The organism is Paracoccaceae bacterium (assembly GCA_012103375.1).
Classification (GTDB): domain Bacteria; phylum Pseudomonadota; class Alphaproteobacteria; order Rhodobacterales; family Rhodobacteraceae; genus WLWX01.
In genome coordinates this window covers 1,848,643-1,868,649 of sequence record WLWX01000001.1, presented here as the reverse complement: position 1 = coordinate 1,868,649, position 20,007 = coordinate 1,848,643, and the positions used below count along the sequence as shown (strand labels likewise).

The 20,007-nt window shown below is 59.7% G+C and carries 14 protein-coding genes; 10 read left to right on the top strand and 4 right to left on the bottom strand.

What is annotated here, in order from left to right; all coding sequences use genetic code 11:
- Nucleotides 1-78 precede the first annotated feature (78 nt).
- Nucleotides 79-987, top strand: coding sequence for a LysR family transcriptional regulator (locus tag GKR99_09460; GenBank protein ID NKB27760.1), 909 nt, complete (start codon nucleotides 79-81; stop codon nucleotides 985-987).
- Between the two features lie 26 nt (nucleotides 988-1,013).
- Here the strand turns inward: GKR99_09460 and GKR99_09455 are convergent, their stop codons facing one another.
- Genes GKR99_09455 through GKR99_09445 form a run of 3 tightly spaced genes read right to left on the bottom strand, consistent with a single transcriptional unit; the run spans nucleotide 1,014 to nucleotide 5,770 of the window.
- Nucleotides 1,014-4,142 carry an AcrB/AcrD/AcrF family protein gene (locus tag GKR99_09455; GenBank protein NKB27759.1) on the bottom strand — a complete coding sequence of 1,043 codons (3,129 nt, stop codon included), beginning with the start codon at nucleotides 4,140-4,142 and terminating at the stop codon, nucleotides 1,014-1,016.
- The gene (locus GKR99_09450; protein NKB27758.1) at nucleotides 4,139-5,269 is read right to left on the bottom strand and encodes an efflux RND transporter periplasmic adaptor subunit; all 1,131 of its coding nucleotides are present in this window, start codon (nucleotides 5,267-5,269) and stop codon (nucleotides 4,139-4,141) included. Before GKR99_09450 ends, GKR99_09455 begins: the two co-directional genes overlap by 4 nt.
- 30 nt (nucleotides 5,270-5,299) lie before the next feature.
- Nucleotides 5,300-5,770: a MarR family transcriptional regulator gene (locus GKR99_09445; protein ID NKB27757.1), complete on the bottom strand. Its 471-nt coding sequence runs from the start codon at nucleotides 5,768-5,770 to the stop codon at nucleotides 5,300-5,302.
- A gap of 793 nt (nucleotides 5,771-6,563) precedes the next feature.
- Here GKR99_09445 and GKR99_09440 point away from each other — a divergent pair.
- The 9 genes from GKR99_09440 to GKR99_09400 all read left to right on the top strand — a co-directional run bounded on the left by GKR99_09440 (nucleotide 6,564) and on the right by GKR99_09400 (nucleotide 17,842).
- Entirely contained in the window at nucleotides 6,564-7,277 is a 714-nt protein-coding gene (locus GKR99_09440) for an FCD domain-containing protein (protein NKB27756.1), read from the top strand.
- 20 nt (nucleotides 7,278-7,297) lie between these two features.
- Nucleotides 7,298-9,016, top strand: coding sequence for an oxalyl-CoA decarboxylase (locus GKR99_09435; protein NKB27755.1), 1,719 nt, complete (start codon nucleotides 7,298-7,300; stop codon nucleotides 9,014-9,016).
- A gap of 10 nt (nucleotides 9,017-9,026) precedes the next feature.
- Nucleotides 9,027-10,298, top strand: a complete 1,272-nt coding sequence (gene frc, locus GKR99_09430; GenBank protein ID NKB27754.1) for a formyl-CoA transferase — start codon at nucleotides 9,027-9,029, stop codon at nucleotides 10,296-10,298.
- Nucleotides 10,299-10,316: 18 nt separating this feature from the next.
- Nucleotides 10,317-11,219: a methionyl-tRNA formyltransferase gene (locus GKR99_09425; GenBank protein NKB27753.1), complete on the top strand. Its 903-nt coding sequence runs from the start codon at nucleotides 10,317-10,319 to the stop codon at nucleotides 11,217-11,219.
- 20 nt (nucleotides 11,220-11,239) lie between these two features.
- Nucleotides 11,240-12,907 carry a formate--tetrahydrofolate ligase gene (locus tag GKR99_09420; GenBank protein NKB27752.1) on the top strand — a complete coding sequence of 556 codons (1,668 nt, stop codon included), beginning with the start codon at nucleotides 11,240-11,242 and terminating at the stop codon, nucleotides 12,905-12,907.
- Between the two features lie 128 nt (nucleotides 12,908-13,035).
- Nucleotides 13,036-14,013 carry a tripartite tricarboxylate transporter substrate binding protein gene (locus GKR99_09415; protein NKB27751.1) on the top strand — a complete coding sequence of 326 codons (978 nt, stop codon included), beginning with the start codon at nucleotides 13,036-13,038 and terminating at the stop codon, nucleotides 14,011-14,013.
- A 42-nt stretch (nucleotides 14,014-14,055) separates the two neighbouring features.
- Nucleotides 14,056-14,559 carry a tripartite tricarboxylate transporter TctB family protein gene (locus GKR99_09410; protein ID NKB27750.1) on the top strand — a complete coding sequence of 168 codons (504 nt, stop codon included), beginning with the start codon at nucleotides 14,056-14,058 and terminating at the stop codon, nucleotides 14,557-14,559.
- 21 nt (nucleotides 14,560-14,580) lie between these two features.
- Nucleotides 14,581-16,113: a tripartite tricarboxylate transporter permease gene (locus GKR99_09405; GenBank protein ID NKB27749.1), complete on the top strand. Its 1,533-nt coding sequence runs from the start codon at nucleotides 14,581-14,583 to the stop codon at nucleotides 16,111-16,113.
- 16 nt (nucleotides 16,114-16,129) lie between these two features.
- Nucleotides 16,130-17,842: a hypothetical protein gene (locus GKR99_09400; GenBank protein NKB27748.1), complete on the top strand. Its 1,713-nt coding sequence runs from the start codon at nucleotides 16,130-16,132 to the stop codon at nucleotides 17,840-17,842.
- Nucleotides 17,843-17,844: 2 nt separating this feature from the next.
- Here the strand turns inward: GKR99_09400 and GKR99_09395 are convergent, their stop codons facing one another.
- On the bottom strand, nucleotides 17,845-18,906 hold the full coding sequence (locus GKR99_09395; protein NKB27747.1) for a 5-methyltetrahydropteroyltriglutamate--homocysteine methyltransferase: 1,062 nt from the start codon (nucleotides 18,904-18,906) through the stop codon (nucleotides 17,845-17,847).
- Nucleotides 18,907-20,007: the final 1,101 nt, after the last annotated feature.

Below are 20,007 nucleotides of genomic sequence, written 5' to 3'. Positions count from 1 at the left end.
TAGATTAGTTTGTCATAGGCGATGGCAAACTCTATGAGTTTTTATCATCAACTGATGATCATTCCGCAGGGAAACCCGATGGCCGCTAAAACCTGGCACTCTCTGCCCGAATATCAGGCGCTGCGCGCGTTGATGGAGGCGGGCACAACGGCGCAGGCGGGTGTGCGGATGGGGCTGTCGCAATCCGCGATCAGCCGATCCATCGCCAGCCTTGAGGCGCGGACAGGTCTGATCCTGTTTGACCGTGTCGGTGGACGGTTGACCCCGACGGGTGAGGCGGTGCGCCTGAACCGCCGGCTGGATCCCCTGTTTGCCGCGCTGGATCAAATCGATGGCCCCACGACCCCCACGCAAGAGCGTCTGCGCGTTGTCGCGCCGCCCACCTATGCGCACCGTTTCATGGTGTCCCATATCGCCACATTTCTGGAAACCAACCCGTCCTATTTCGTGGCACTTGAGGTTGCGCCCTCGGACGAGGTGATCCGGGGCATTCTGGAAAGAAGGTTTGACCTTGGAATAACCGGCGTGGAACTGTCGCGCGACGGGCTGAAGCTGACCCCGTTCCGCCTGTCGTCACCAGTCTGCGCCATGCCCGTCGATCACCCCCTAAGCGCGCAAGACGTCATCCACCCCGCGGACCTGCATGACCAACCACTGATCGCCCTGTCGCATCGCCATGCAAGGCGGGCGCAGCTTGAACAGGAGCTGACCGCCGCCGCCAGCAAGCCCCGGATCGTGGCCGAGGTTTCAACCTCGGTCGCGGCGGTTGATCTGGCGCATGCGGGATTGGGCGTTACCGTGGTCAATCCGTTTCCGATTGTGCAATTCCGCTCGGGCGATGTTGCGTTCCGGCCCTTTGCCTCGGGCATGGAATACCGCAGCTATTTCGTCACGCCCGACAACGCACCCCTGCACCGCCTGGCGCGCGCTTTTATCCGCCATCTGCGGCTGCACACCGCCAATGACCCGTTTTCGCGCAAGGCCTGACGCCCATAACGTTAACGAAAACCGCTTTAACCCGTCAGAGGTATTGTATCGCTGCGAACCGCGCGCGTGCTGCGTTTGTGGCCCAGCATCAGCATCGCCGGTGTTACGATCAGCGTCAGGATCGTGGCGATGACCAGCCCCCCGGCGATAGCACTGGACAGCTCGGTCCACCACTGGGTCGAGGGCGCGCCATAGACAATCTCGCGGCTGAAGAAGTTGATGTTGAGGCCGATCACCATCGGCATCAGGCCCAGCGCCGTGGTCACCGAGGTCAGGATCACCGGGCGCAGACGTTGGGCGCCGGTCCGCAAGGCCGCCTCCATCGGGGAACGGCCCGATTTCAGCAGGTCGTTGAAGGTGTCGATCAACACGATGTTGTTGTTCACCACGATCCCGGCCAGCGCGATCACACCTATACCGCCCATGACAACGCCAAAGGGGCGCCCGGTGACCAGCAGGCCCAGCAGGACCCCGGCGATCGAGAACACGATGGCACTCATCACGATGAAAGCCTGATAGAAGTTGTTGAATTGGGTCAGCAGGATCACGAACATCAGGAAGATCGCCGAAATAAACGCCCCCATCAGGAAGATCATGCTTTCCTGCTGATCTTCAGCCTCGCCCGCGAATGACCAGCCGACGCCGGGCGGAAACTCGGCAGCCTCCATCGCGGCGGTCAGGGCGATGACCTGATCGTTGACCAGCAGGCCGGGGGCGACGTTGGCTTCGATTGTCACCACACGCTTCTGATCAACCCTGCGCACAGTGCCGGTGCGCGGCGCGGGTTCGAACGTCACGAAATTCGAGATCGGGACCAGCCCGGCCGAAGTTGGCACCCGCAGGCCCTCAAGCTCTTCCAGGGTGCGATCCTGACTGGGGAAGCGGACGCGGATATCCAGCTCTCCATCAGAATCGTCGGGGCGGTAGTCGGCAACGTTGATGCCTTGCGTCAGAAGCTGGATCGCCTGCCCCAGCAGCGCAACATTGGCCCCGAAACGCGCCGCTTCCGAGCGGTTGACCCGCACCGCCCATTCCACCCCCGGCAGCGGGCGCGTATCGGTCACATCTGTAAAACCGCCGATCTTGGCCATCATTGTGCGGACCCCCTCGACAGCTATGGCTTGCTGTTCGGGTGACTTGGCGGTGATCTTCAGGTTCACCGGCTTGCCCGCACTTGGCCCGCCACTTTCGGTCTGAACCTGTACGTCAATCCCGGCGATGTCGGCCACATCGGCGCGAATATCTTCGCCAATCTCGGCGGCGGTGCGCCGCGTATCCCAATCGGTCAATTCCAGTTGCAGGGTGCCGATGGTTTCCTCATCCCCCTGTCCGGCGTTCAGCATGGAACGGGCATAGACGCTGGCAATCTCATCATACTCCAGCACGCGGTTTTCGACCGCACGCACCAGTGCGTCGCGTTCGAAGATCGAGAAGTTGTCCCGCGCGCGGACCTGGACTTGCATGAAATCCGGCTCGACCGAAGGAAAGAACGTCAGCCCGCGCCCGAATTGGCCGTAAGCGCCGAACGCGCCCAGCAGCAGCGCGATGGCCAGCAGAACGGTCGCGCCGGGGCGCTGGATGGCCCAGCTGAGCAGGCGCACATAGCCGCCGGTGAACCCCTTCATCTGGCGCGGATCGCCCAGTTCGGCAGCGCTGAGGGCGGCCTTTGCCCGCGCCGTCTGCGGCTGGCGCTTGCCGATCAGCCCGCCGACGACAGGAATGAAGATCAGCGCCATGAAGAGCGAGGCGAACAGGGTCAGGATAACGGTGATTGGCAGGAATTTCATGAATTCCCCCACCATGCCTTCCCAGAAAAGCAGCGGGAAAAACACGCTGAGCGTCGTGAGCGTAGAGGCGATGATCGGCCAGGACATCCGCTTGGCCGCGAAACTATAGGCGGTGCGCGCGTCTGCCCCTTCCTGCAATTTCCGGTCGGCCAGTTCGGTGGTGACGATGGCACCGTCAACCAGCATCCCAACCACAAGGATCAGTGAAAACAGAACCACGATATTCATCGTGTAGCCCATCATCGACAGCGCCGTGACCCCGGCCAGGAACGCACCCGGAATTGCCAGCCCGACCAAAATGGCCGAACGCAGGCCCAGCGCGAAGACGATCACGATCATGACCAGAATGACGGCGGCGATCACGTTCGCTTCAAGATCGCTCAGCAGGTCTTTGATCTGTTTGCTCTGGTCCTGAAGATATGTGACGGTGACGGAGTCTGGCCAGTCCGTCGAAAGCGTGTCGACCAGCGCGCGCACGTCCGCCACCGTTTCGATGATATTGGCGCCGGAACGCTTGGTGATCTCCAGCGCCAGTGCCGGTTGGCCGTTGATGCGGGCAAAGCCGGATGGGTCGTCAAAAGCGCGCCGGATGGTTGCGACATCGGCGAATGTGACGACCGTGTTGCCGCGCACCTTCACCGGCATGGCCATGACATCTTCCAGGTTTTCGATCAGCCCCGGCACCTTCAGCACCATGCGCCCGGCCCCGGTTTCGATGGCGCCAGCGGCGATCAGCTGGTTATTGCGGGTGATCTGGCCGATCAGTTCGTCGAAGGAGATGTTGTAGGTTTCGAACAATGTCGGATCGACCAACACTTCGAGGAATTCGAAACGCTGCCCGCCGATGTCAACCTCCAGCACGCCCTCAAGACCTTCGATGCCGTCCTGCAGATCTTCGGCCAGCGTTTTCAACGTCCGCTCGGGCACAGGGCCGGAAAGGATGGCGGTGATAATCGGGAACAGGGCGGTATTGATCTCGGTAATATGAATGTCGCGGGCATCTGCAGGCAGTTCGCCACCCGCCCGGTCTGCAGCCTCGCGCACTTTGGTCAGGGCCTGTTCACTGTCAAATCCGGGATCGAATTCCAGCTGGATGTTGGCGACCCCTTCGGCGGCATTGCTGGTCATGCTGGACAGACCGTTGATCGAGGCTAACTCGGTCTCCATCGGTTCCAGCAGCAACCGTTCGGCATCTTCGGGCGAAATGCCGTCCAGTCCCGTGGACACGTAGAACAGCGGCAGGGGAATGTCGGGGTTCGCCTCTTTCGGGATCGAAATGTAGGAAAACGCGCCAACGCTGAGGATGATGACCAGTCCCAGCACCATAACGCGGGACCGCGAAAAGGCGAGGTTGATCAGCGTGTTCATTGGGTCACCTCGGCGGTGGCGGTCTGTGGTGCGACGGTTTCCCCATCGTTGACATAGCCCTGGCCCACGGTGATGACGCGCGCTTCATCGGTAAGCCCGGTGACCCAGATTCCATCGGTTTGGGCGCGCACAATCTCGACAGGGGTGAACGCAACCTTGTCGTCTTCAACAACGGTCTTGATGCCCAAAGTGCCGTCTGTACCTAGCGACAGGATCGCGGGTGAAAGAAAATGCGCCGAAACATCGCCGGTCGGGATGCGCTCTTGCGCGCTGATGCCGGCGGGGACTTTGCCATTTGCATTATCAACCGCAACCTCGGCCAAAAACGTCCGCGTCGCGGCATCGGCATTGGTGCCCACGAAGGTCACAAGGCCGGGCAGGACGTCACCGGTGATGAATTCGACCTGCGCCATCTGGCCAACCTCAATCCGGGCCAGCGATTGCTGCGGCACCTGGATCGCCACGGTCAGGGGGGTGTTGTCGACGATCCGGGCGACCTCGGTTCCGGGCTGAACGAACTCTCCTTCGTTGATCGTCAGTGTTTCAAGGCGGCCATCAAATGGGACCGTCAGAACCGCGTTATCCAGCGCCTCGGTCGCGGCGGCGAGTTGCGCCTGGGCGGCGGCAAATGACGCGCGTGCGGTGGCAACACGATCCACCGTCGCGGTGCCGCGTTCCAGCAGGGTCTGGGCATTGTCGAATTCACGTTTGGTGCGATCAACCTCGGCTGTGGCACGCTCAAGATCCGCCTGGCGCTGCACCGGGTCAAAGCGCGCGATCACGTCGCCTTCTTCGACATCCGCGCCCTTTTCGACCAAAACTTCAGATATCTGCCCCGAGATTTCGGCGCGCACGGCAGTGTCGCGATCCGGCAGGGCCTGCCCCTCGGCCAGAAAAAACTGGGTGACCGGCTGCGCAACCGAGCGCGCCACGGCCACAGTCACGGGTTGCAGGACCGCGCGTTCTGCAGGCGCATCCGCAGGTTCCGAGGGCAGGACAAAGCCGCTTCCCATCCAGGCGACAAGGACCAGGACAATGGCCGCGGCGATCCAGGTCGAACGCGCCGCACCTTTGTCAGAGCTGAAATCCAGCGTTTCAGGCCGCCGTTCGTTGGTTGTGTCTTTCATGACATCATTTCCGTTCCAAAAAATGCGCGCTCAGGCGTCGCCGCCATCATCAAGTGTGGTCAGTGCGCCCAGCAGGCAAGTCTCCATCGCGCCATAAAAATCGGCGTAGGCGTTCAACCGCGTCCGCACATCAACGTCGGACGCGGGCAATCTGGCGATCGTTGCGTTTATGTCATCGCGGGCGTGGGACAGGCTGCGCTTGGCGCGGTCCAGCATCGTTGCATAGGGATTATCGGCCAGTTGGAAGTAATCCTGACGCTCTCCGGGGCGTGCGGTGCGCTTGACCAGGCCGCGTTCTTCCAGAAGCCGCACGCTGGAGCTGATGCTGCCCCGGCTGACCTGCAGGGTTTCGGCAAGGTCGCTGAATGCGATGGCCGCGCCATCAAAGACCAGAAGGCCAAAAACCCGCCCCGCGATGCGTGGCAGCCCTTCGGTCTGGGCAATCAGGCCGATTTTTTCGATGAACTCGGCGCGAATGGCGTCAAGGGTGTCGTGCTGCATGCGATCCTCAGAGTCGGTTGAGGCGCAGGTGGTACAGGATTGGTTTTCGTGATGTCAAGTTTGTTCAGTCAAAACTAAACGAATTATGTGACTAACCTCGCGTAACTCTGGCGGCAGCGGTCAGGTCTTTTGTTATTACCCGTTTGAAACGCGCCAATCGCGTGGATTCTTTCGTGCAGGCGGTGCACGATTTCGCGCGGAGATGCGCGGCGGCTGGTATCAGGCAGGGGCAACCATGTCGTCACTTCTCTCGAGAATACCTTCATCGGAAACCGGGGTAATCCATTGCTTCGCGGACCTCGAAATGGCCCCGACGCGTTTGGCGGCAGGTTTGTGGTAGCCTGCTGGCATGCGACGATTGCGTTATTTGTAAACCGGGTGGGTATCTGCGTTAAAGGACTGCAAATTATGCCAAAAATGACCTGACCGCAGCATCGGAGCAGGCGGCTCTGGCCCCGAACGGTGACCAAATTCACCCGTATCGCGTTAACATCCTTGCGACTCGCTCAAAGTGTGGTCTATGGTATACCATAGACCGAATGCCTGAATGGCCGGTTTGCTTGGATTGTGTTGAAAAACTCCGAAATCAGAGCGTCGCGGATTTCTTGCGAAAACCTATGAAGCGAAATAGTCGGAAAGCTTTGACCACGAGACAGCGCATGGCTGCGCGTGAGCGCATGTAGGCGATTTGGGCCGACCCCCGCGCCAAAAATTTAGGATCGGGCTGCATGGAAAGAAAAATCATCGTTCAGGCCCTAAAACGGAGTTTTTCAACACAATCCTTGGGGGATGGATGTCGGACAGGGTAACCCTGAAATCAGTCGACGTGAATTTCACGCTGAAGGACCACATTTACGAGGTTCTGCGCAGCGCCATTCTTGACATGAACATCTATTCCGACACCGCGGACCTGCGGCTGGACGAACGCAAGATGGCCGAGCAGCTTGGCATTTCGCGCACGCCGCTGCGCGAGGCTTTGGCGCGGCTGGAACAGGATGGGCTGGTGGAAATTCAGCCCCGCAAGGGCGTGTTCGTGCGCCGCAAGACCCGTGAAGAAGTGATGGACATCATCATCGTCTGGGCGGCATTGGAAAGCATGGCCGCACGCCTGGCGACGACCGAGGCCACGGATGCCGAGCTTCGTTCGCTGCACGCGCTGGCCGACAAGCACAGCCAGATCGATCCGGCCAATGACATCGAAAGCTATTCCCGCGCCAACATCCGGTTTCATCAACGCATCCTGGAACTGTCCAAATGCGTGGCCCTGAAGGCAATGACGGACACGATCTTCATGCACATGCACGCCGTCCGCCGGCGGGCAATATCGGAAGCAGACCGCGCAGCGCGGTCAGTGACGGATCACATGGCCATTGTCGCGGCACTGGAAGCACGCGACGCAGCATTGGCCGAACAATTGGTGCGCGATCACTCGATGCGGCTGCGCCAGCATATCGAAGACACATGGATCGAATTGGAACACGCAACCGCCAGCAAAGCGGCGCGTTGAACAGGATAACCGAGGACTGAATGGCAAACGACCAATCAACTGAGACGACGCAGGATCTGACCGACGGATTCCACCTGCTGATCGACGCCCTGAAACTGAACGGGATCGAGAATATCTATCACGTGCCAGGCATTCCAGTGACCGATCTGGGCCGGATGATGCAGGCCGAGGGGATGCGCGTCGTCTCGTTCCGGCACGAAAGCAACGCGGGCAACGCCGCGGCGATTGCAGGCTATCTGACGAAGACGCCCGGTGTTTGCCTGACCGTTTCCGCCCCCGGTTTCCTGAACGGGTTGGTCAGCCTAAGCCATGCGACAACCAACTGCTGGCCGATGATCCTGATTTCGGGCTCGTCCGAGCGTGAGATCGTCGACCTGCAAAAAGGCGACTATGAAGAAATGGATCAGTTGGCCGTCGCCAAGCCGCTGTGCAAGGCCGCCTATCGCATTCTGCACGCCGAAGACATCGGCGTCGGCGTGGCCCGCGCGATCCGTGCTGCTGTTTCGGGCCGCCCCGGCGGAGTTTACCTCGACGTGCCCGCCAGTCTGCTGGGCCAGACGATGGAGGCTGCGAAAGGCGCGCAGAGCCTGATCGAAGTGATCGACCCCGCGCCGGCGCAGCTGCCCGGCCCTGCGGCGATTGATCGGGCATTGGATGTTCTGAAAGGCGCCAAGAAGCCGTTGATCATTCTGGGTAAAGGCGCGGCCTATGCGCAATGTGATGATCTGGTGAAGCAGTTCGTCGAAAAATCCGGCGCGCCCTATATCGCGATGTCGATGGCCAAGGGCTTGCTGCCGGACGATCACGATCAATACGCAGGCGCGGCGCGGTCGCTGGTGCTGAAGGAAAGCGATTGCGTGATGCTGATAGGCGCGCGCCTCAATTGGTTGCTGAGCCACGGCAAGGGCAAACAGTGGGGAGAGCCGTTCTCCAAGAAATTCATCCACATCGACATCGACCCGAAGGAAATGGACAGCAACCAGCCCATCGACGCGCCGCTGGTGGGCGATATCGAAAGCACGCTGGGCCTGATGGTCGACAAGATGGGCGGTTGGACGCAGCCCCCGGCAGACTGGACCGACGCGGTGAAGGCCAAGCGGGACACCAATGTCGAACGCATGGCCCCCAAGCTGATGAACAACAATGTGCCGATGGATTTCCACGGCGCGCTGGGGCGATTGAAGTCCATATTCAAGGACAACCCGGATGCGATCCTGGTTAACGAAGGCGCCAATACGCTGGATTTCGCCCGCTCGGTCATCGACATGGCCAAACCGCGCAAACGTCTGGATGTTGGCACCTGGGGCGTAATGGGCATCGGCATGGGCACGGCGGTGGCCGCCGCGGTTGAAACCGGCCAGCCCGTCGTCTGCATCGAAGGCGATTCCGCCTTTGGTTTCAGCGGCATGGAGGTTGAAACCATCTGCCGCTATAACCTGCCGATCTGCGTTGTGATCTTCAACAACTCGGGCATTTATCGCGGCACCGATACCGACCCGACGGGCCGTGACCCCGGTACGACGGTCTTCGTGCCGGAAGCCAAATACGACATGATGATGCAGGCCTTCGGTGGTGAGGGCGTGTTGGCCCGCAGCCCCGATGATCTGGAACGCGCGGTGCGCGACGCAATCAAATCCGGCAAACCAACGCTCGTGAACGCGATCATTGACCCGAACGCCGGGACCGAAAGCGGTCGTATCGGCAATCTGAACCCGCAATCCGTCGTCTCGAAAAAGTAAGGTCTACGTTATGAAAGCTCTCGAAGGCGTCAAAATCCTTGATTTCACCCACGTCCAGTCCGGGCCGACCTGCACGCAGCTGCTGGCCTGGTTCGGGGCAGATGTTCTGAAGGTCGAACGCCCCGGTGTCGGCGATGCGACCCGCAAGCAGCTGGTTGATGTGCCGGGTGCCGACAGCCTTTATTTCACGATGCTGAACCACAACAAACGCTCGATTGAGCTGAACTCGAAAAACGAGGTTGGCAAGGAAGTGCTGACCCGGCTGATCGAGGAATGCGACGTGATGGTCGAAAACTTCGCCCCCGGTGCGCTGGACCGGATGGGGTTTTCGTGGGAGCGGATACAAGAGATCAACCCAAAGATGATCCTGGCGTCGATCAAAGGGTTCGGGCCGGGCAAGTATCAGGACTGCAAGGTTTATGAGAACGTCGCGCAATGTGCGGGCGGGTCAGCCTCGACCACCGGGTTTCTGGATGGGCCGCCGCTGGTTACGGGCGCGCAGATTGGCGACAGTGGCACCGGGCTGCACCTGTGCCTGGGCATCGTTACCGCGTTGTTCCAGCGTGAAAAAACCGGACGGGGTCAGAAGGTGACGGCGGCGATGCAGGACGGCGTGCTGAACCTGACCCGTGTGAAACTGCGCGATCAGCAGCGGCTGGAAAAAGGCCCGCTGGAAGAATACAGCCAGTTCGGTGAGGGTATCCCCTTTGGTGAGGCGACGCCGCGTGCGGGCAATGATTCCGGCGGGGGCCAGCCGGGGCGCATCCTAAAGTGCAAGGGGTGGGAGGATGATCCCAACGCCTATACCTATTTCATCACTCAGGCAGCGGTTTGGGGAAAGGTCTGTGACGTCATTGGCGAACCGGATTGGAAAACCAAGGAAGGCTATGCCAAGCCGAAAGATCGCCTTGATAAACTGAACGCAATTTTCGCGCGGATCGAAGAATGGACCAAGACCAAGACCAAGTTCGAGGTGATGGACATCTGCAACCCGCTGGACATCCCGGTCGGGCCGATCCTGTCGATGAAGGAAATCTCGGAAGATGAGGGGCTGTATGCCACCGGCACGCTGGTGCGTGTGCCGCACCCGGAACGCGGCGAATACATCAGTGTCGGCTGCCCGATCAAACTGAGTGACTCGAGCGTCGAGGTTGAGCGCTCGCCCCTGTTGGGTGAGCACACGACAGAAATCCTGTCACAGGTGCTGGGTTATGAAGGCGAAGCTTTGGCGCGGGTGATCGACAGCGGCGCCGTCGGCGAAGTCAAAGAGGCGGCGGAATAGATCATGCGCATAATCGTCATGGGCCAGCAGGCCTTCGGAAAAGACGCCCTTGCCAAGATCATCGAGGCCGGTGTGGATGAGGTTGTCGCGGTTTATTGCGAACCGGATCGCGATGGCAAGCCGGTCGATCCGATCAAGGAATTCGCGCTGGAGCAGGGCCTGCCCGTGCAACAGCCTGCAAACTTTGATGATGCCGAGACTCTGGCTATGCTTGCCGGGTTCGACGCTGACCTGATGGTCATGGCCTTCGTCAATGTCTTCGTCCCCGAAGCGGCACGTGACACGCCGAAAATGGGCTCGATCTGTTTCCATCCGTCACTGTTGCCGTTGCATCGCGGGCCAAGCGCGGTGAACTGGCCGATCATCATGGGCGCAACGAAGTCCGGCTACAGCTGGTTCTATCCTTCGGACGGCCTCGACGAAGGGGACAGCCTGCTGCAATGGGAATGCCCGATTGATCCCGATGACACGGTCATCAACCTCTATTTCAAGAAAATCTATCCTTCGGCGATCGAATCTGTGCTGACAGTCTGCGACCTGTTCCGCGCTGGAAATCCGCCCCATATCGTCCCGGACGAGGCGCAGGCGACGTTCGAGCGTCGCTGCACCAAGAAACATGCGCGCATCGACTGGAACAAGCCGGTCGGGCAGGTCTATGACCTGATCCGGGGCACAAACCCGGCACCGGGCGCGTGGACCACGCTGAACGGCGCCGAAGTTGGCATCTTCGATAGCGCCCGCATCCCCGGCGACGGTATTTCCGGGCGGGTCGTGGACATCTCGGATGACGGCGTGACCGTGCAATGCATCGGCGGCCGCATCCTTCTGAAACGTGTTCGCCCGGCGGGCGAAGGCAAAATCCCTGCATCTGAATGGGCGTCTGCGGCGGGTATCGCCGTCAAAGACGACCTCGGCACCTGAACCTCAAGGAATTCTGACCTATGTCCGACATTGAAATCGCCCGCGCTGCCTCGAAACGCCCGATTCAGGAGATTGGGTCGAAGCTTGGGATTCCAGAGGCTGATTTGCTTCCCTTTGGGCATGACAAGGCGAAGGTAAGCGATGCGTTCATCAAGTCGCTTGGGGATCGTGAGGACGGCGAGCTTATTCTGGTGACGGCGGTGAACCCGACGCTAGCGGGCGAGGGCAAGACCACGACGACGGTGGGGCTGGGTGATGGGCTGAACGCGATCGGCAAGAACGCCGCGATCTGTATTCGCGAAGCCTCCTTGGGTCCGTGTTTCGGCATGAAGGGCGGGGCGGCCGGGGGTGGTTACGCCCAGGTGGTGCCGATGGAGGAGATGAACCTCCACTTCACCGGCGACTTCCACGCCATCACATCGGCCCACAACCTGCTGGCGGCGATGCTGGACAACCACATCTACTGGGGCAACGCGCTGGAGATCGACATCCGCCGGGTGGCCTTCCGCCGGGTGATGGACATGAACGACCGGGCGCTCAGGCAGATCGTCTGCAATCTGGGCGGGGTCGCCAACGGCTTCCCGCGAGAGGCCGGGTTCGACATCACGGTCGCCAGTGAGGTCATGGCGATCCTGTGCCTGGCGCGCGATCTGGACGATCTGGAAAAGCGCCTTGGCGATATCATCGTCGCCTACCGGCGCGACCGTTCCCCCGTTTACGCCCGTGACATTAAGGCCGACGGCGCGATGACGGTGCTGCTGGCCCAGGCGATGCAGCCGAACCTGGTGCAGACGCTGGAAAACAACCCGGCCTTCGTGCACGGCGGTCCGTTTGCGAATATCGCGCACGGCTGTAACTCGGTCGTGGCGACCCGCACGGCGCTGAAGCTGGCCGATTACGTGGTGACCGAAGCCGGGTTTGGCGCCGATCTGGGGGCCGAGAAATTCCTCAACATCAAATGCCGCAAGGCCGGGCTGGCGCCATCGGCGGTGGTGCTGGTGGCGACGGTGCGGGCGATGAAGATGAACGGCGGCGTGGCGCGGGCCGATCTGGGCGACGAGGACGTCGCGGCGGTGACCAAGGGCTGCGACAACCTTGGCCGCCACATCGAAAACCTCAAGAAGTTCGGCGTGCCGGTGGTGGTGGCGATCAACCACTTCGTCACCGATACCGATGCCGAGGTGCAGGCGATCCGCGATCATACCGCCAAGCTGGGCAGTGAGGCGGTGCTGTGCCAGCACTGGGCCAAAGGCTCTGAAGGAACGAAGGATCTGGCCACCCGCGTGGTGCAGGTCATCGACGAGGGCAAAGCCAATTTCGCGCCGATCTATCCCGACGAGATGCCGCTGTTTGAAAAGATCGAGACCATCGCGAAAGAGATCTACCGCGCCGATGAGGTTGTGGCCGATGCGAAGATCCGCGACCAGCTGAAGCAGTGGGAGGATCAGGGCTATGGCCACCTGCCGGTCTGCATGGCGAAAACCCAATACAGCTTTACCACCGATCCGAACCGGCGCGGCGCGCCCGACGGGCATTCCCTGCCGGTCCGCGAAGTGCGCCTGAGCGCCGGGGCCGGCTTCATCGTCGTCATCTGCGGAGAGATCATGACAATGCCCGGCCTGCCCCGCGTCCCATCCGCCGAAGCAATCCGCATCAACGATGACGGACAAATCGATGGGCTGTTTTAGAAATTGAAAAGAAAGATTGCAAAACAACCATAAGGAGTTAGGCAAGAGTAGCGAGCACGAAGAGCGTCGTCGCAGGTCTGTGGAAAAATGGGCGCGGCGACATGAAACTGAACCAAGAGAGTAAATCCATGCTTACCAGACGTACACTTATGGCAGCCGCTGGGGCCGCCGCGATCACCTTTGGCGCTGCGCCGACGGTGCAGGCTGCAAGCCACGCATTCGAGCCGACAAAGCCAATTGACTTTGTTATCATGGCCGGTGCCGGTGGTGGTGCTGACCAGATCGCGCGTTTCATTCAGTCGGTCGCCGAAAAGATGGACCTGACGACACGTCCGTTGGTGCCGAACAACAAGGGCGGAGGCTCGGGCGCGGAAGCACTGATCGCGCTGAACACGGCTTCTGATCCGGATCACACGATCCTGGTGACGCTGAACTCGTTCTTTGCCACTCCGCTGCGCCAGGAAGGCCTGGGCATCGACATCCAGACCTTTACGCCGGTCGCAATGATGGGCGTGGATCCCTTTGTACTTTGGGTCCACAAGGACAGCGGCATCACCACGTTCGAGCAGTGGCTGGACGTCGTGAAAGAAGCCGATGGCGATTACATCATGGGTGGCACCGGGTCTGGTCAGGAAGATTCGACCGTCATCGCCTGGATGGAGGGTACCTATGACATCTCCATCAACTACATCCCCTACGATGGTGGTGGTGCGGTTGCCAAAGACCTGGCTGGTCAGCAGATCAAAGCCTCGGTCAACAACCCGGCAGAGGCCAAAGGCTTCTACGAGTCCGGCGACGTTTTGCCGCTGATCGCCTTCTCGGACGAGCGTTTGGCAGCCTATCCGGATGTCCGCACCGTCAAGGAACTGGGCAACGACTTCAGCTACTACAACCAGCGTGCTGTTGTTGGCGCACCGGGCATGTCCGATGCGGCGGCTGCTTACTATCAGGATCTGTTCAAGACCATCTACGACACTGAAGAGTGGCAGGGCTATATGGCTTCCGAAAGCCTGTCGCCTCTGTGGCTGGATGCCGATGAACAGCGTGCTTACTGGGCCACCCAGGTTCAGAACCACAAAGACCTGTTCGCAGCAATGGGCGGCTAAGCCCGCAAGCTAACGAACGATACAAAAACGGAGGGGGCCAGAATGCGGCTGGGTGAAATCATAACAGCGGGTGTTCTGGCCCTCTTCTCGATCTTTCTGATGTACTACAGTGCCCAGTTGCCAATCGGTTATGAACAAGGCCGGGGGCCTGGCGGCGGCGCATGGCCCTTCTGGTTGTCGGCCATCATGCTGGTGACCACCGGCTTCATCGCCTGGAACTGGTACCGAAAAACCTCACCCCCATCACAGTCCGAAGAACCGGTGCTGGATGGGTACGGGTGGAAGATGTTCGCGCAAGTCGGCGGCGGCCTTCTGGGCTTTATCATCCTGATCGACATCATCTCGATGTATGGCGCAATGGCCGTGTTCCTGCTGTACTACGTTCGGTTTTTGGGCAAGCACTCTTGGACGTTAACCCTGATCCTGGCGATTGCCCTGCCGATCGCCTTCTTTTTCTTCTTCGAAGGCTTGATGCGGATCACCATGCCATCAGGGATGTCCTTCACCGGACCGTTCTACGACATTATGTACGAAATCATCTACTAAGCAGCGGCTGAGGGGCAAGTTATGGAAGTTCTGGGTCTTCTTGGCGATGGCATGTGGCAGGCGTTACAACCGCTGAACCTAATGCTCATCCTGATCGGTGTGACACTGGGCCTGTTCATTGGCGCGATGCCAGGGCTGGGTTCGGTCAACGGGGTCGCGATCCTGCTGCCGATCACCTTTCTGGTGCCACCGGGATCAGCGATCATCTTCCTTGCCGCAATCTATTACGGGGCGATGTATGGGGGCGCGATCAGTTCGATCACGCTGGGGATACCCGGGGCCTCGACCGCCGTCGCAACAACCTTTGACGGACGACCGCTGGCGTTGAGTGGACGCGCCAGCCTGGCGCTTGTCACAGCCGCATTGGCGTCATTCATCGGCGGATCGGTGGCCAACCTGTTGTTCACCGGCTTTGCGCCGCTGCTTGCTTCGGTCGCGCTCAGCTTTGGTCCGCCTGAGATCTTTGCCCTGATGTTGCTGGCCTTTGCCACCTTCGTGGGTCTGGGCGGTGATGACATCCCGAAGACCATATTCTCGATCTGTATCGGATTGGTCTTTGCAGCTGTCGGGTTCGACAAGATCACCGGCACGCCGCGGCTGGTGTTCTTCGACATCTCTGGCTTCCTGCACGGCATCAATTTCCTGGTGTTGGCCATCGGTGTCTATGGCATCGGAGAGATGCTGTGGACGCTGGATTCGACGCGCGGCAAAATTACCAAATCCGATGCGAAGATGTCCGTCAAAGGCATCGTGAGCGATTCCAAGGAAGGCATGAGACGCGGCTGGAAGGGCACCGCAATCGGGTCGTTCCTGGGCTTCTTCGTGGGCATCCTGCCCGCCGCAGGCGCCACGCCCGGTTCACTGATGTCCTATGGCGTGGCCAAAATGGTCGCCCGTAAACCGGAAGAGTTCGGCAAGGGCCACCCGGGCGGTGTCGCCGCGCCTGAGGCTGCAAACAACTCGGCTTCGACCGGGTCGATGCTGCCGATGTTGACGCTGGGCATCCCTGGCTCCCCCACCACGGCGATCCTGTTGGGTGGCATGGTGATCTGGGGTCTGACCCCGGGTCCGCGCCTGTTTGTTGACCAATCCGAGTTTGTCTGGGGTCTGATCGGGTCCTTCTATGTGTCGAACTTCTTTGCGCTGGTGATCAACCTTGCGTTCATCCCGCTGTTCATCTGGATGTTGCGGATGCCGTTCACGGTGCTGGCCCCGTTAATCTTCGTTCTGTCGGTGGTGGGCGGCTATGCCGCGACGCGCGACATGCATGATGTCTGGCTGATGCTTGGCTTTGGCATCGGTGCGTTCTTTTTGCGGAAATTCGACTATCCTCTGGCACCGGCTGTTCTGGCTATCGTCCTTGGCCCGATTGCCGAACAGACCTTGCGGCAATCGCTGCTGATGTCCAAAGGCGATCCGATGATCTTTGTTGACCTTGTCAACCGGCCCATCGCCACACCCATCACGATCATCGCGATCATCCTGATCCTGTTGCCGCTGTTCAAATACATTCGCGACCGGCGGCGCGGGACGGCGCAGACGCCATCGGGGTAACAACCGGGAGGGCCGGATGAGCAGCGAACAACCGGCCTATCATGCATGGAACCCCGGCCTGACTTCGGACATACCGGGGCGGCTGAAGCCGCTGATAACCCTGTTCAGGCCGGAGAATGCGCGCGTTGGGTATGACGAAGCGCGCGAAGCTGCCGAGTTCTGCGGGCTGAAGCCGGTGCAAATGTATGCGCTGCGCCCCGAGCGTCTGATTGCGCATGAGTTGCTGATCAGGGTCACCGCCGATCTGTCCGTGCAGGACGGCCCAACCTATGAAGTTCTGGGCCGCAACTTGCGCCAGATGACGGCACGGATTCATGACGGATACGTGGCCCCCCGTTTGGCAGAATTAACAGATCTGTTCGAGCAAACGCAGGCCGAAGGCGCAAAGATCATCGACGCGGCGCTAAAGCGCGATCTGTTTGCGCCACCACCACAGCCTGCGCGCGCCGGATTGCTGGCGCGCCTGATCGGGCGTTCAGACACTGTTGCCGAAACGCCGGATCCCGCACCGGCGGCACTGGCGCGGTGGCAGGCTGAGGCGGCCAATTCGCCGGATCGCGCCCGGCGTGCCGCCCTGCGCGCGCTGGCGACCATCTTGCAAGCGTTGCTGGCCCATCGCGGGCGATTGATGGCCGACGCCGACATCATTGCCAGGCTGGCGCTGAACATGTTCACCAACAGCCATGGTAGTTGGGTTCTGGGTCAGGCCGTCACGCCAATCATGGCCGACGCCGCCAAGGCCGAGGGGTACCGCTTTCTTCCATCCCAGGACAAACCCGTCATCCTGAACGTCAAGGGGGCGTCCGCCTCGGGCAAAAGCACGATCCGTCCGCAGCAGCGCGAACTGGCCGAAACGCTGAACCTGCCATGGGAAGATTTCGCCTTGGTCAGCCCGGATTACTGGCGCAAATACTTGCTGGATTACGACAGTCTTGGCGATGATGCGAAATATGGGGCGATGCTGACCGGACACGAGCTTGAGATCATTGATCGCAAACTGGATGATTACGTCCAGCAGAAGGCCGAAGCTGCCAACATCCCACACCTGCTGATTGATCGCTTCCGTTTTGACAGTTTCGCCGCCGGGGCGGATGGGCAACCTTCGAACCGCTTGCTGACCCGATTTGGGCATACCGTGTTTCTGTTCTTCATGATCACCCCGCCCGAGGAAACCGTTCAACGTGCCTGGAAACGCGGGCAAGAGACGGGGCGCTTCAAGGCGGTCGATGATCTGCTGCACCACAACATCGAAGCCTATTCCGGCATGCCGCATCTGTTCTTTTCCTGGCTGGCATCGCGCGACAAGAACGTTCATTTCGAGTTTCTGGACAACGACGTTCCCTTGGAAAGCCGCCCGCGAACGCTGGCCTATGGCTGGAATGATGAGATGGTGGTGCTGCGCCCGGAGGGGCTTAACCTGATCGACAGGTTTCGATGCGTGAATGTCGCAGCAACCTCACCCGAAGAGGTGTACGACGCCCCTGCCCCAACAGGCCCCGATTTTCTGTCGCAGTGCCTGGAACGCATTCCGGTGGTGAATTTTGCCGACCCGGACCGGGGCGTGGTTTTTGCCCGTTTCGAAGAAGGTGACTGGACGCTTGCGGCAGATCCGGGTGGCGCCGAAAACGCCTGGCTGACGTCGAAGGGCTTTGCCGCAAACGAGGCGGACAGCGCGATACCACTGGACGCGGCAGGAAACGAACGCAAAGCGCACCGGCTGGGCCGATAGGATCAGACGGCCGCAGCCGCCAGACACAGATGTGTCAGTTTTGCCATCGCCAGATCCCGCCCCAGCATCGCCAAACCACAATCCGGGGCGGCAATCAGGCGGTCACGGTCGATATGTTCAAGCGCAGCGCCAAGGCGTTGCGCAATCTGTTCGGCCGGTTCCACCTGGCTTTGGGCGATGGCAACGGCCCCGAAGATGACCGTTGTGTTCGGAAATCTTTCAAGCAGGGTCAGATCATTGTGCCGGTGCGCGTCTTCAATCGACACCTGGTCGACGCTTGAACGATCAAGCGGCCCGGCCAATCGAAAATAACTCTGCGGGTCGGCCTTGTGATATGTGTGGTCGTCCAGGTGGCCGGGATAGCCACAGCACATGTGCATGACCCGTGTAACGGTGTCTGGCAGACCGTCGAAACAACGCTCCAGGCATTCAACCCCGAAGTTGAGCGCCCGTTGCGTGTTGCGGGCAAACAAGGGCTCATCAATCTGGATATGGGTGCAGCCGGCATCGGCAAGGGCGCGAACCTCGAAATTCAGCGCGTCGGCCAGATCGAAGGCAAGCGCGCGTTCATCGCCATAAAAGTCATCCGCACAGGTATCTATGATCGTCGTTGGTCCCGGCACGGTAATCTTGACGGGCCGGTCGCTGGCCGCCTGGGCCTGCCGATAATCCCGGTCCAGAAAATGACTGCCGTCCGGTTCAATCTTGCCCCGGATTGTCGGCAACTCGGCCTCATAAGCGCCATCCCGCAGGACGCGGCTGGTCAGGTCATGGAAATCGAAGCCCGTCAGATGGCGGCAATGGTAGTGAATGTAGTTTTCGCGCCGCTGCTCTCCGTCGGTCGGTATGTCGACACCGCATTCGATCTGATCGCCAACAGCCGCATGTGTCGCCTTCTGATACAGGGCGTCGTCGTTCGCGTCTTCCTGCGCTGCAGATCTGGTCGCCCGGCGCGTCACCTCGCCCGATGTTGAGGTCAAGCCAAGCTGAACCTGGAACCAGTCTTTGATCGGGACATAGTCAGGTTTCGGATAGGCACCGATGCAGGTGGTTTTTATGGGCACACGAGTTCCTTTTTCGGTCACTTTAGAACCAGCAAGGCACGCTGCGCAATCTATCTTCAATCCATATGTGTACGATCTCGTCCCCCCAACGCAACCTGCAGGCTTGGCGGTGTTTGACCCCATTCTGCAGGAATGCCGTTGCTGTGAAATTTACTTCATATTTAGATTAACCAAATACAATCAATCTATGGGAACTGCGGACAAACACACAATTTATGCCTGAATTTGTTTTGCTGCTTCCTTGCTTTGGCCGAGGTTCGATTGTTTTTTTGAATCGTAGGGCCGTGGCCGGGTTGCGCCATCGACCGATTGGCCGTGAAAACGGCATCAGGCGCGCGCGCTCTGCAGTCTTTCCATTTCCGGGAAATTCGAACCGTGGATTAGTAGATTCTCATCCGCAGTCATTTGAATTCGCGCGATCACCTTCACGCCCAACTCACATTCATGTGGTCAGTGGCGATGCCTGATGACGTACACATGCGCGAAGATAGTCCTCGGCTCGGCCAATGGATCGCCCACAACGCTCAACACCAAACACAGCTTCTTGGGTTGCGAAACCTATGCACCACCAAAAGCAGTAGGCGAATATCATAGAGGGCACCCACCAGCCCCCAAAAAAAAGAGGCTGCATTTCAATCACAGTAAGTCTGAATGATCGAATTGACGCTCAATTACGAACAGAGCGTTTCCGTCGAAATATGGCAATTTGTAGACATTTGGGCAAAACTGTGACAAGTTATTTTACCGTAATATCAAATGGATACGATCCAGAATAGTTAGTGGTAGAGTAAATGCACGTTAGAGTTGTGGCAAAAATGTGGCGGATCGTTGATAACTCCTTGAGTCATTGGACTTGCAGCAATCCAAGCCTGTCGGCCCCGCGCCGGCCATTCCAAAAGAGAATCGGCAAGGCATCTGAACGTAAACATTCGGTTATGGGTCCGTCAGCGGGCATTTGGAACAATCCACAACCGGCAATTTGTGATCAATCGGAGAAGATCAGAGAGTTTTCTGCGTATTGTTCACATCCTGCGCGACAGTTCTTCGACCGAATTGGGCCGGCAACACGACAATGGGTCGCGAATGCGGCCACACTCCTTT